Genomic DNA, 12,503 nt, shown 5'->3' with positions numbered 1-12,503 from the left:
CGAACGTGCGGCCGGGTATCTGGCCGGACAATACGACGACGGCCATACCGCGATTGACCCGACAACGGGGAAATTCAATCCCAACCTGTTACCCGAGCCCATCAAAGAAGAGATCAAAGCGCAGACCGGGGCGCTTGCTTCGGTGGTCGGTGCGGCGGGGGGCAGTCTGAAAGGGGGAAGCGGCACCAACAACGGCAGCGGCAGTGCCCTGTTCAATGCACAGGTAGGGGGCGTGTTGGGGCAGAATGCGGTAGAGAATAATGCTGCAGGGAATAGTACTTCTGCTGTTACACGGATGCAGAGTAGAGCCGCAACATTAGAAAACTCAGTCTATGCAATGGATTTTTTTGGTCTCCTTTGGGGAAATGTCCCAGCTATTGCTGCCGAAGCCCAAAAAGTATCCAGAGCAAGGATGGATCATTGGAATGAAGAAGCCCGCAAATACCTGCTTAAAGAACATGGTATCAATGTTCCATTGATAGAAGTAATGGAAAATGTCAATGGAGTGGGGGTCATACGTCAAGATACCGAACGAAATTATAAAAATCTTCGGGCAGCGCTGGATAAAGTTAACAGACTCAAAAATATCCCACCCCCAACTACTGCAACCCCTACTAATCGAGGCCGTATAGGCAGCAAACCTATTGGAAACGGGATTTCATTAGATGCGCCCAAATCACAGCAGAAAACGGTGGATAAGATCAAACAGGGTTTGGATAAAGACGGAAAGCTGACCGAGCAAGTGGTTAACGCTTGGGCAAAAGAAATGGGCTGGCAGGTCATTCCCGGCGGCAAATACGGCAGCAACAACGGCTTTGACCATGTTTTTGTCACACCCACCAGACAGGTTGTTTTGGGGGACAGCAAACAGATCGTGAAAAATGCCATGCATCTGATCCCCAGTGCGGCAGGCGGGCATATGCAAATGAGTGACAATTGGATACAAACCGTTATCGGCAGATTGCCAAAAAATGACCCGACTATTCCTGTCTTAGAAAAAGCAATGGGTAATCAGACATTGCATAGAACCGTGATGGGCATTGACAGAAACACAGGAAAAATTACTATTACTCCCCTATACTTTCCTCCCGCTCAAGTAAACAAACCGAAGAGGTAAACCAACATGAGTTTTATGTGCAGTAAAAAATGGTACGACCATATCAGCAGCATCGTCATCGAGTACGCCGAAGATTTTAACCAATACCTTTCGGGTAACGGCGATCCTGATATTGCATATCATCTGTCGTATATTGACGAGCGCAAAGGCTCCCCCTTTGCAGCCATGTCGAATTTGCAACGGAGGGTGTATGCGGCCTGCGCCCACGCATTGTGGGCGGAGCGCGACCTGCCCAAATTCAAGCGCTATGCCTACCAACTGGGCAAGCTCGAAATCTTAAGCAGTATGGGCTGGAGTTATCCCGAGCCGTTTTTTCTGTGTGCCGAAACCCCCAATGTGGCCAACCCGCTGTTTGTGATGCTGATGAGCGACAGCCCCAAAATCCGCTCCTTCCTGCTGCGCAATATCGATTTAATCAGCAACGATACCGAAGAGTTTGCCGACCGCTACGATTTGAACCGCCAGTTGAAGTACAACACCCTGCTGATGCTGGAAGGCACGCAGTTGGAACGCTTGGAACGGCGCAGCCTGAATGTGCTCGAAAACCAACAGCAAAGCAAATGGCTGCAACTGCGGTGCGAAGCCTTCCTCTTCTTCCTGGCCTTCGCCCGCCAAGATCCTGCTGCTATGCGGCAGGCGCTCGATCCTTTGTTTGAAAAAAAACGCGCCCGTCAGGCAGCCAAAGAAACCCTCAGCTATTTCGATTTCTTCTTGCAGCCGCAAATCGTGATGTACGCCAAAATTGCCGCAATTCACGGCTTTGATCTGGGTATTGACCATGAAATCGCCCCCAAAGAAGCCATTGCCTATGCGCCGCTGCCTGAAGGCGAATACCAAGATCCCTTCGACTTTATGCGTGCCTACGATTTGGACTTCCCTTACGAATACCTGCAAAACTGGGTGGATTACTACACCGGCCAAACAGATACTTTGGGTTTGCCGCCGCTTGCGAATGACGAATAGAGTTTAGGATTAAGTTGCTGTGTGTTTACATCGCAGGCAGCCTGCCCCCTTTTCTCGTTTTCAGGCTACCTGTTTCCCATTTCCACACGGACGCAAGAACATGAACAAACACCGCCATAAAACCGTCTTCAACCGCACCTGCGGCATCCTGATGGCCGTAGCCGAGACTGCCATCGGGCAGGGCAAAAGTTCCGGCGAGCGCTCAGGCGGAGAAACCGGTGGCGGTGACGGCAGCCTAAAAACCCGTTCAGGCAGAGACCTTTGCAAAAAAGCCCTTCCCTCGACAACCGAAACCCAAACACAGGTTTTCGGCTGTTTCTCTCCCCCAATACCTCCTGATTTTACCCAAATGCCCCCTTAATCCTCCCCGGATACCTGATAATCAGGCATCCGGGCCGCCTTTTAGGCAGCAACAGGCACACTTAGCCTGTTGGCGGCTTTCAACAGGTTCAAACACATCGCCTTCAGGTGGCTTTGTGCACTCACTTTAATCAGCCCGAAATAGGCTGCCCGGGCATAGCGGAATTTACGGTGCAGCGTACCGAAGCTTTGTTCGACCACATAACGGGTTTTCGACAAATATCGGTTACGCTTCGTTTGATTTTCCGTCAGCGGACGGTTGCGGTGGGCTTTGCGCATAATGCCGTCCAGCAACTGATGTTCTTTCAGATGTTGCCGGTTTTCCGCACTGTCGCAGCCTTTATCGGCATAGACGGTTGTATCTTTGGCTATACCTTCCAGCAAAGGCAACAGGTGTTTGCACTCATGGGTATTGGCGGGGGTAATGTGCAGTTTCCCGATATAGCCTTCCTCATCGGTGCGGGTATGTTGTTTGTAACCGAGTTTGTAGAGGCTGTTTTTCTTTATCCAACGGGCATCGCTGTCTTTACTCGGTGTGGTTTGACCGCTGACTTGTCCTTCTTCATCGATTTCTATAGCCTGACGCTGTTTGCTGCCAGCGGTCTGAATAATGGTAGCGTCTTGCGCCAACCAGTTGCGGTAGCGGCATAAGGTGCTGTAATCGGGGATGCTCAGTTCGTCAAAACGGCAAAACAGGTTGAAGTCGATACGGGTGATGAGGCTGTGTTCGAGTTCGGGATCGGAGAGGCTGTGCCATTGTCCGAGCAGGACGGCTTTGAACACGGACAACAGGGGATAGGCTGGACGCCCTCGGTGGTCTCTAAGGTAACGGATTTTTTGACGGTTCAGGTATTGCTCGATCGGTTGCCAATCAATCACCTGGTCCAACTTCAATAGTGGGAAGCGGTCAATGTGTTTGGCAATCATGGCTTGTGCGGTTTGCCGGAAGAAGGTGCTCATGAGAAATCCCCTAAATGTCTTGGTGGGAATTTAGGGGATTTTTGGGGGATTTTGCAAAGATCTCAGCCTGCACCATTCAAGGCTACCTGAAAATTCATTTCTAAAATAAAAGCTCATTCATTCAATGCTGCCAATCTCGCCCAAACTTTTGCAGCCGCATCTTCCGTGCTGTTGCCGACAATAACGTTTTGCTTGTCGTCGAAATACTGAACGGCAGGGAGGTCGCGCAGGAAGCTGTCAATATCTTGTGCGGTCAGGAAACGGCCGTGCAGATCCCAGCCGATATTGAGGGCACGCCCTTTGACGGCGGCCATGCGGTCGTGCAGATGGCCGTAGAGGTGGTATAGGCCGTGGTGGATGCCGTCCCATTCGTATAAGGGATAGTGGTACAAAATCGCGGTATTGCCGATTTCGGGCAGTTTAAGCCGTAGGTAATGGCTGGCGGATGAGAGTAACGGATTGCCGTCGGCTTTGCGCGTGTTGAGGAAATACGCTTCGTTTTGCCGAATCAGGTAGTCGTGGTTGCCGTAGATCAAATGGCGTTGCCCGTTAAGCCGTTGCAGCACGGCTTCGATGTGTGCGGGCTTTTTTGCAAAGCAGACATCGCCGAGGTTGTACACAGTGTCTTGCGGGGTAACGACGCGGTTCCAGCAGTCGATCAGGTATCCGTTTAGCTCGTCGGTGTTATCGCTTTGCAGGCGGAATTGCGGGCAGTATCGGGCGATGTTGGGATGGGAGAAGTGCCAGTCGGCGGTGAAATAGGTTTGAGGCATGGGATACTCGGTTTCTGGTCATCTGACAATGAAAAATAAGGTGCAGGCTGCTTTAGAGGCCGTCTGAAACGGGGTTGGCGCGATAAAAAGCAGCCTGCACTTTTTGCCTACCTATCTGCCGGTCAATACCAACCGTCGGTAGAAGGCTTCCCAATCGGCAAGGGGTACAACGCGTGTGCCGTCTGCCAACGGGTGTACATCGGAAGCGCAGGCGGTGTGCCAATAGGTGTAAAACGGTAGTTTGGCGATGTCGGCCTCCGATATGGCAGGAGCATTATCCTGTTCTGGCGTATGCACAATCGGCAGGCCGAAATAGCTGTATTGGCCGTCTTCCGCTTGATTGCCTGTGTAGCCGGTTTGGCAGCGGTGTTTACCGGTACGGATAAACAGACGGCAGAATGCGATCCAATCGTGCAGAAAAACGGCGGCTTGTCCGTCTATCAGGCTTTTGGCGGAACCGATGCTGCTGTCCCGCCAAAATGAGTAGAACGGCAATTCGGCGATGTGGCGCTCCTTGACGACCGAACTGTCGCCCTGCTCTGCCGGCCGCATCACCGGAACGCCGAAACAGGCGGTTTCAGGCAAGGCATTTGCAGGCTGCATAAAGGCGTTTTGCAGGATAACGGCCGCTTCGGCAGGTTCGATACCCAAACTGTCTATGGCAGGCTGTAAGGTTGCAGGCAGGTCGCAAAAGCAGCCTGCACCTTCCGGAAGGCAGTACACCGAGTTGTGCGTATGGGCCAGCGGTGCCGCCTATCGGGTAACGGGCGAGGTGCGGATTCGGCCGCCTGCGGCAAAGCGTCCCGAACCATCTTGGACGACTGTGCCGTACACCACGGCATACTCGGATTTGCCGGGCGTGTGGTAGCGGTTGAAGGTCCAATCAGCCAGCATGCAAGTGGATATTGTACAGTCGTAGACATGCGTTGATTGGATGATATGAGCGGGGGTGTTTGGCATGGGTTCATTCCTGAAATGGCGAGGGTTAGACAACCACAGTCATTGCAGGGTATGCAGATTGCCTGAAATTTCGCGTTACACTTCAATCGCGCTCCTGTTCCGATAATCAGTTTGGACAATTATTTTTTTGGAATACCTTTGGGATTAATGATCATGCAGCAGTCTTAAATTTTTGCATACATGGCCGCGTGCTTGTCTCCTGCAAGACGTGAGCGAAGCTGAGCGAATCCATATTGTTAACAAAATAAAGATTTAGTGGAGACTGCTGCAAGCTGCGGTGCGGGCTTGAGCGGAAAGTAGTTCAGTATAATAGTGTTTGACGCGCCATTAAACTGCTGTATCTCTCTGCCCAGAAGAAGTAGATGTTGATGAAAACTGTCTTCTACTCTACCCATCAAGAAGTTTAATAGGTGTGAAGAGATTGTCTGAAAATTGATTTTCAGACAATCTTTTGTAGAGACTACTATAGTAAAAATAATTTACCTTACATCCTATAAATTACCTACGTTGGCGGTTAACAGCAATAAGAGGCTTATTTAAAGTAACTTGGGTCATACCATGCATATATGCATTATATTGCCATACAATAAATTGTTGCTTGTATCGTTCATTGATTTCTTCCAATCGTTGTACCTGAGCCTTTAAATTATTTACTTGTTTTTGCAGATAATCCATTGTTACATTTGGTTCTGGATTAGCCTTTACCTTTTCTTTAATTTTTTGTTTTTGTTTGCTAAATGCCTCTTGTATATCTGGATAATTAGCTAGTGATTGTCTTTCAATGCTTTTAACATTCAATAATTCTGAAACTTTAGAACAAAGTAAATCCCATGTTAGTTTATCTTCCCAAGTCTTAATCATCATGATGATATCTTCTAAATTTTCTTCTGTAACAAGAATTTTTGGCATACTATAACTCCATTAGTCTATATAACTCATCGTCTAATTTAGCTGTTTCTGGTTTTTGAATATCTATATCCATTCCTTTTTCTTGTAAAGCTAATTTAACTAGAGAAGGGTCATACTCATCAGGCATTCGTAATAACGATCCATTTGGGATTTCACTATTTTCTAAGAATTTAATTTTAGTTTTTATATGTGTTAATCTCCACCATAGGTTACTTATCCAACGATCTGCTCCAAAAACACCTATTCTATCGGTGTTCTTTGGCTTTACTTAAGGGGCTGTACTAGATTAGCAGATATGTTACCCTCAAAGTATGAAGATAACACACTGCAAATTAAAGAAAAAAGTACAAAAAGAACTGCTCCGTTTTTTTGTGCTGAAAGTTACCGCCCATTCTGCCGCCGATATTTTGGGTATCCATCCCAATTCGGCAGCATTGTTCTACCGTAAAATCCGCACGGTTATCAACTATCATTTAGCCTTGGCTACCGATAAGGTTTTTGAGGGCTCTGTTGAGCTGGACGAAAGCTATTTCGGCGGACGACGTAAAGGTAGACGTGGTCGCGGTGCAGCAGGAAAAGTGGTTGTCTTCGGCATTCTGAAACTCAACGGACGGGTCTATACTGTTATCGTAGATAATGCCAAGTCTGAAACGTTACTCCCTGTCATCAAAAAGAAAATCATGCCGGACAGTATTGTTTATACCGATAGTCTGAGCAGCTACGACAAGTTGGACGTGAGCGGTTTTATTCATTACCGCATCAACCATTCCAAGGAATTTGCAGACCGTCAAAACCACATTAACAGCATTGAGAACTTTTAGAATCAGGCAAAACGCGTCTTGCGAAAATACAACGGAATCTATCGTAAATCTTTCCCGCTGTTCTTGAAAGAATGCGAATTTCGATTTAACTTCGGCACACCGTCTCAACAGCTTAAAATCCTGCGGGATTGGTGTGGAATTTAGGGATAATCTAGTACAGCCCCTAAGGTAAAGCTTTCTAGCAGCAATGCAACTGATTTATCAACTCCATAATAACCATACTCATGCCATGAGAGCAAAAAACCTTTTAGTGCACCTAAATACCATTCATGATCTTTTCCTAATTTATTTTTCCAATCCAAGATTATTGGCACGTTAATATTTTCCAATCTAGTTGAAATTACTAATCGTTGGAACTGTTGGTACATGTGAGATACGTGATAACTTGAATATTTTTCGGCATATATTGCTAATGTCTTTCTAAACCCTTCTAATGTTTTTTATTAATTCCTAATATATGTTTAGAAAAATTAATCTTTATTTCTTTGCTTATATGCCAAGAATTTTCCCTTTCATCAAATACATATCCATCTCTAGATTGTCTAATAATTTTATTATGATTCATAATCATCAACCTTTTTCTGAAACTCAATTTGAAGTTCTAATAATATCTTGTTAGCTTTTTCTCTAATATAACGTTGATTATAGAAATTACCTGATTTTTCTGACGTATGCCCCATGAGATGCTGTCTTATCTTTGCCTCTTTTTCAGAGGAAATAAAATCTTTATGGGAAGAATCATGATTTAAATTTTTATTATTCTTATCCACTTTTCGTGAAAAATATAAGTTCCATTCATGACGAAAAATATGCGGATGAATAATCGAGAATCTTGGATCTACCTTTTTCATCATTGGTACAATAACGTTATCAAAAGAACTTGTACTAATTGGACTCCCTTGAGTTTTTCCTTTTCGATGAGTTACAAACAAATATGGATGTGTATTCGCATTGGGAACTTTAGAACGATAATTCATAATATAATCATTAAGGAGTTGAGCTATCTTTTGTGATATTGGCAAGTGCCTTTCTTTAGTTTTACTAACTGCCTGAATTTTTCTTGTATCAAATTTATCATCATGCGTTCGCTTTATTGTAACTGATGGTTTAGCAGTCCCTATATCGATAAATGGTATTTTAAGTGATAATAGTTCTTCTCTTCTAATTCCTAATTCTTTCAGTAAGATAAACATTAAATGGTTTCTTTTTCTTATTCCGATATCTTGAAACGGATTATTAGGATTTGAAAAGTTTGCAATAGACATAAACTCATCTAACAATCCATCGGGTAACTCACTTTCTGGTTTTATAGATAATGCTTTATGATTCTTAGGTCTTACTCCTTTAATTAGCATAAGTAATTTTTTTAATTTCTCAACATATTCGTTAGATGTACTTATTACTTTAGATAGAAATAAAATGTATTCTGAAAGCGTTGTTAACCTATTGTATTGGTGACTAAGGGATACAGACGGGTAAATATCAATAAATTGAGTTCGACCTTTCATTAACACACTTTTTCTCGTACTAATTACATTCTTTTGCTTTTTTACATTTAGTCTCATATGTTGAATAAGCGATTCTAATTGATTTTCTGTTAAGAGTATCTCTTTATGAATTAGATCACTAATAACAAGATTATTCTCTTTTTCCCAGCTCATTAACCATTGTATGATTCCTAGTTTATTTCTAATGGTATTTACTGCAGATTGATTACGTAGTTCTACTGTCACCCATAGGGTTGAATAAAAATCAGGTATACCAGTTTTCTCATTAACTAACAGAGAAAAGCGTTCTCCATTTGAAAACAGGATTGTTTCTAGTCTATACATATCTACTAAATTTACAGAGTTTATATATATAAATACTAACAAATAAGATAACAAACGTCATAATAAGTGTAAAAAAAGAGAAACCTTGTTATATAAGGTTTCTCTAGGTTTTAATGATTTATTTTTTACAAAATTCAAGTATATAGAATTCAGAACGGGATATCGTCGTCAATATCCTCAACCGGTATGGCATGGGCTGCGGGAGCCGGTTGGCGGCGCGGCGCGGCAGGTGTTTCTTCGTGTGTTTCTTGGGGATAAGACGGGGCAGAGGGAGAAGCTTGCTGCCTTTGCGGCGCAGAACGTTGGTAGCCCTCCTGACTCTGACCATAACCTTCCTCGTAAGGCGCGCCGCCGCTGTTTTCATTGCGCCCGCCCAACATTTTCATTTCGTTGGCGACAATATCGTAAGCAGTGCGTTCGATGCCGTCTTTGCCTTGGTATTTGCGGCTTTGGATTTTGCCTTCCAAATAAACCAGCCCGCCTTTTTTGAGGTATTGGCCGGCAATTTCCGCCAGTTTGCGGTACATCGTGATGTTGTGCCACTCAGTACGCTCTACACGTTGGCCGTTGCGGTCGTTCCATGTTTCGCTGGTAGCGACTGAAAAATTGCAGACGGCTTCGCCGTTGGGCATATAGCGCACTTCGGGATCGCGTCCGAGACGGCCGATAAGGATGACTTTGTTCAATGACATTTTTTAAACTCCTGTGATGATTTTTTCAGCGGCAGCCTGATCGAAACCCTTCTGCAACACTTTGAGATAGATGGTCTGCCTGTCGAAACTGAAACCGATGTCTTCCACGCCTTCGAGTTGCGACAAGGCGCATTGTAAGCCGTCCTGATTGCCCTGCCACACGCCGCCGACAGGGTAACTGAGGTTTTTGACGGGCTTGGGCGCGGGCGATAAAACGGCAATTACCAGCCACAGCAGCATCAATATGCTGCAAAAGGCAAACACGCCGGAAAAGCCGTATTTTTGAAACAGCAAGCCGCCTGCCGCGCCGCCGGCAAACAGTCCGAGCGACTGCATCGTGTTGTACACACCCATCGCCGTACCCTTCAGGTCGGACGGCGCGATTTTGGAAACCATAGACGGCAGGCTCGCTTCCAACACATTAAAACCGATAAAGTAAACAACCAAATAAGCGGTAATCAAGCCTACCGAGCGCATACCGGACAGCAAACCGAGCTGCGCCGCCGCGATGCAGACGATGCCCAAAACAAAAACCTGTTTGAGCTTGTTGCGCGTCTCTCCGACGATAATCAGCGGAACCATCACCACCAAGCCCGTAATGGTCGAGGGCAGATAGACTTTCCAATGCTGTATTTTTTCCAAACCGAGCTGGGTCATCGCGAAAGGCAGCGCGGTAAACAATGCCATTTGTGCGGCGTGCAGGGCGAAAATGCCGAAATCGAGCGTCAGCAGCCTGCGGTTTTTCAAAACCTCGCCTATGCGCGAAGGCTGCGCCTGCGTGTCCTCATGCAGCTTGGAAACTTCGGGATCGGGAGTCATCCACGCCACCACGCCGATGCTGATGACGGTCAGAATGCCGGTCAGCATAAACAGTCCGCGCACGCCGACCGCGTCGGCAATCACAGGGGCAACGACGAGGCTGACCGAAAACGTCAGACCGATACTCAAACCGATCATCGCCATTGCGCGGGTACGTACGCCGTCGCGCGTCAAATCCGCCAGCAGCGCGGTAACCGCCGCACTGACCGCCCCTGCACCCTGTATGGCGCGTGCGGCGACCAGCATGGGCAGCGTATCGGCGGCGGCGGCAAGGAAGCTGCCCGCTGCAAACACAATCAGCCCGACATAAATGGTTTTCTTGCGTCCGAACTTGTCGGAAGCGATGCCCAAAGGCAGTTGCAGCAGAGCCTGCGTCAGCCCGTAAATGCCCATTGCCAGCCCGACCAGCGTTTTGTTGCCTTCCGCGCCGGGCAGCGAGGCGGCGTACACCGCCAATACGGGCAGCACGAGGAACATACCCAGCATACGCAACGCGTACACGCCGGAAAGCGTCGTACTGGCGCGCCATTCGTGCGGAAACATTTGGATGCGGTTATCTCTTGCCATCATATTTTTTCAGACGGCATCAACAGTTGCAATGCCGTCTGAACTTCCAGTGAACAGATTTTCGGATTATACAGGATTCGCCGTATTTCGGTTGCGGCGCGGGTTCAAAATCAGTGCCACTGCCAGCGGTTGCGCCACGCACCCAAAACGGCGTTCGGATACTTGTTGCTGCCGAGGCTGCCGTTAAAGCGGGCAAGTGCGCGGACGATGTCGCCCTTTTCAAGGTTCTGGTAATGGCGCAGGATGGTGCAGCCGTAACGCAGGTTGGTGCGGATGTCGAACAGGTTGTGCGCCGGTTTGCCGATGTAGTTTTTCCAAAACGGCATAACCTGCATCAGGCCGCGCGCACCGACTCCGCTGATTGCATACTGGCGGAACGCGCTTTCCACCTCAATCAGCCCCAACACAATCTGCGTATCCAAACCGGCCCTGCTGCTTTCATACTGGATATTGACCAGCAGCCTGCGCCGCTCCTCCTCATCGGGGACAAACCTTGCCAAACGTGCCGACATGGCAGACAACCAACGCTCGCCCTCTTTCGGATCGTCAAACACCAGCCTCGGCGGATTTATGCTGCCGACGGAACTCCTCATCACGGAAGCCACATCGTCGGCAAGCGTTTCTTCACGTTGCGCGCCGGCTTGTGCCAGCGGGCTGAGCAACAGTGCGCCGGCGGCACACAATAGGCGGCGGCGTTGCAGATTAACGGGTAGAGTATCGGTCGGTTTTTTCATAGGGAATGGAGGCGCGTCCGGACGTTTCAGACGGCATTAAATATTCAAACAGACATAATTGCTTTCAACGCGAAAAACCGCGCACAAAATCCAAGCACGGCATATCGCCCTGCCCTTTTCAGGCAAATCTTGATTTTACCGCTCTCAAGAACGCTTGTCCAAACAGGCACAGACAACACCGCCCGGGCATTTCCCGTTTTCACCGGCTATCCGTCGTCCGGATTGTGCAGCAGCACCATCAGCGCATCACGCTTTTCGGGCGGCAGCAGGCGGAAATATTTCAACAGCAGGGCTTCCTGCGGCGAAACCGCACCTTCCGTACCGGAGAGCCTGCCGTGGCGCAGCCATTCCGCGCTGGTATCCAGCCATTTTGCCAGTGTCTCGATTTTATCCGGAGTCGGAATCGACCTGCCGACCAGCCAATGGTGGAACGCCTGCGTACTGACAGGCTGATTGGGATGGCGCAGGTTGAAGCGGTTGGCGAGGCTGGCATTGGACAGCTCATCCAAACCCGCGAGGCGTATTGCTGTTTTCAAGCGTTCGCTGAAATCGGTTTTATCTTGTTCGGTATGCATAATAGCGGATTATGAATAGCCGACTACTGCCTTTTTTAAACAGAATAATTGATAGTATTAACAATTTAGTTGTCAGTAAAAGTAAATATGGGCATAATGGGAAGCGGTTTACACAACCATAAATTTATTTACTTTAGTTTCTGAAATTTTGGGGATTTATGATGACTTTGAACAAAGTTTTCGCATTGAGCATGATTGCCTTGAGCTTAGCGGCTTGTAAGACCACTAGGACTTACCACAATTATTACTACAACGGCGCAAGCACCCAGGCGGCAGCAGGCGGTAACTCTGCAACGCAACCGTCCAACAACTGGAACTCGAAGCCGCGTGGGAATATGTGATGCCGATTTTGGAAAACTGGGCAAATAACACCACGCCGCCGCACGGTTACGGCGCACACTCTTGGGGTCCTGAAGCCGCC

Annotated in this window: 13 protein-coding genes and 3 pseudogenes; 6 read left to right on the top strand and 10 right to left on the bottom strand. The window is 47.5% G+C overall.

What is annotated here, in order from left to right:
- The 3 genes from ACRPFF_RS10280 to ACRPFF_RS10270 all read left to right on the top strand — a co-directional run.
- Window positions 1–1,117 (top strand): hypothetical protein (locus tag ACRPFF_RS10280; protein WP_432674597.1); only part of this gene is annotated, 1,117 nt, incomplete at its 5' end.
- Window positions 1,118–1,123: 6 nt separating this feature from the next.
- Window positions 1,124–2,080 carry an Imm49 family immunity protein gene (locus ACRPFF_RS10275; protein ID WP_432674596.1) on the top strand — a complete coding sequence of 319 codons (957 nt, stop codon included), beginning with the start codon at window positions 1,124–1,126 and terminating at the stop codon, window positions 2,078–2,080.
- 100 nt (window positions 2,081–2,180) lie between these two features.
- The gene (locus ACRPFF_RS10270; RefSeq protein ID WP_432674595.1) at window positions 2,181–2,441 is read left to right on the top strand and encodes an ESPR domain-containing protein; all 261 of its coding nucleotides are present in this window, start codon (window positions 2,181–2,183) and stop codon (window positions 2,439–2,441) included.
- A 41-nt stretch (window positions 2,442–2,482) separates the two neighbouring features.
- On the opposite strand, the gene ACRPFF_RS10265 is transcribed toward ACRPFF_RS10270, so the two are convergent.
- The 4 genes and pseudogenes from ACRPFF_RS10265 to ACRPFF_RS10250 all read right to left on the bottom strand — a co-directional run bounded on the left by ACRPFF_RS10265 (window position 2,483) and on the right by ACRPFF_RS10250 (window position 6,042).
- Window positions 2,483–3,400, bottom strand: a complete 918-nt coding sequence (locus tag ACRPFF_RS10265) for an IS5 family transposase (RefSeq protein ID WP_432674594.1) — start codon at window positions 3,398–3,400, stop codon at window positions 2,483–2,485.
- Between the two features lie 113 nt (window positions 3,401–3,513).
- Entirely contained in the window at window positions 3,514–4,173 is a 660-nt protein-coding gene (locus ACRPFF_RS10260; protein ID WP_432674593.1) for a phosphoesterase, read from the bottom strand.
- A gap of 111 nt (window positions 4,174–4,284) precedes the next feature.
- Window positions 4,285–5,067: pseudogene (locus ACRPFF_RS10255) on the bottom strand (hypothetical protein).
- A gap of 564 nt (window positions 5,068–5,631) precedes the next feature.
- Window positions 5,632–6,042 (bottom strand): hypothetical protein, encoded by a 411-nt coding sequence (locus tag ACRPFF_RS10250; RefSeq protein ID WP_301818827.1) that lies wholly within the window; start codon window positions 6,040–6,042, stop codon window positions 5,632–5,634.
- A 311-nt stretch (window positions 6,043–6,353) separates the two neighbouring features.
- Between ACRPFF_RS10250 and ACRPFF_RS10245 the strand changes: the two are divergent.
- A pseudogene (locus ACRPFF_RS10245) lies at window positions 6,354–7,007 on the top strand (IS1595 family transposase).
- On the opposite strand, the gene ACRPFF_RS10240 reads toward ACRPFF_RS10245, so the two are convergent.
- The 6 genes from ACRPFF_RS10240 to ACRPFF_RS10215 all read right to left on the bottom strand — a co-directional run bounded on the left by ACRPFF_RS10240 (window position 7,004) and on the right by ACRPFF_RS10215 (window position 12,082).
- On the bottom strand, window positions 7,004–7,231 hold the full coding sequence (locus ACRPFF_RS10240) for a hypothetical protein (protein WP_250314157.1): 228 nt from the start codon (window positions 7,229–7,231) through the stop codon (window positions 7,004–7,006). The pseudogene ACRPFF_RS10245 and the gene ACRPFF_RS10240 sit on opposite strands and share 4 nt — an antisense overlap.
- 186 nt (window positions 7,232–7,417) lie before the next feature.
- On the bottom strand, window positions 7,418–8,695 hold the full coding sequence (locus ACRPFF_RS10235; RefSeq protein WP_432674592.1) for a site-specific integrase: 1,278 nt from the start codon (window positions 8,693–8,695) through the stop codon (window positions 7,418–7,420).
- 149 nt (window positions 8,696–8,844) lie between these two features.
- Window positions 8,845–9,387 carry a single-stranded DNA-binding protein gene (locus tag ACRPFF_RS10230; protein ID WP_411713162.1) on the bottom strand — a complete coding sequence of 181 codons (543 nt, stop codon included), beginning with the start codon at window positions 9,385–9,387 and terminating at the stop codon, window positions 8,845–8,847.
- 3 nt (window positions 9,388–9,390) lie between these two features.
- Window positions 9,391–10,773: an MFS transporter gene (locus ACRPFF_RS10225; RefSeq protein ID WP_432674598.1), complete on the bottom strand. Its 1,383-nt coding sequence runs from the start codon at window positions 10,771–10,773 to the stop codon at window positions 9,391–9,393.
- A 110-nt stretch (window positions 10,774–10,883) separates the two neighbouring features.
- Complete coding sequence (locus ACRPFF_RS10220; protein ID WP_432674591.1) at window positions 10,884–11,507, bottom strand: lytic transglycosylase domain-containing protein; 624 nt, start codon at window positions 11,505–11,507, stop codon at window positions 10,884–10,886.
- A gap of 206 nt (window positions 11,508–11,713) precedes the next feature.
- Window positions 11,714–12,082 (bottom strand): transcriptional regulator, encoded by a 369-nt coding sequence (locus ACRPFF_RS10215; protein ID WP_118778326.1) that lies wholly within the window; start codon window positions 12,080–12,082, stop codon window positions 11,714–11,716.
- A 161-nt stretch (window positions 12,083–12,243) separates the two neighbouring features.
- On the opposite strand from ACRPFF_RS10215, the gene ACRPFF_RS10210 reads away from it, so the two are divergent.
- Window positions 12,244–12,423 carry a hypothetical protein gene (locus ACRPFF_RS10210; protein ID WP_432674590.1) on the top strand — a complete coding sequence of 60 codons (180 nt, stop codon included), beginning with the start codon at window positions 12,244–12,246 and terminating at the stop codon, window positions 12,421–12,423.
- Window positions 12,396–12,503: pseudogene (locus ACRPFF_RS10205) on the top strand (hypothetical protein); the annotation flags it as partial. The gene ACRPFF_RS10210 and the pseudogene ACRPFF_RS10205, both read left to right, overlap by 28 nt.

The sequence above is a fragment of the Neisseria sp. SLRRB23 genome (assembly GCF_050896295.1).
Lineage (GTDB): Bacteria > Pseudomonadota > Gammaproteobacteria > Burkholderiales > Neisseriaceae > Neisseria.
Note: the sequence above shows the minus strand (reverse complement) of the source record. Positions and strands in the feature narration are given on the sequence as shown.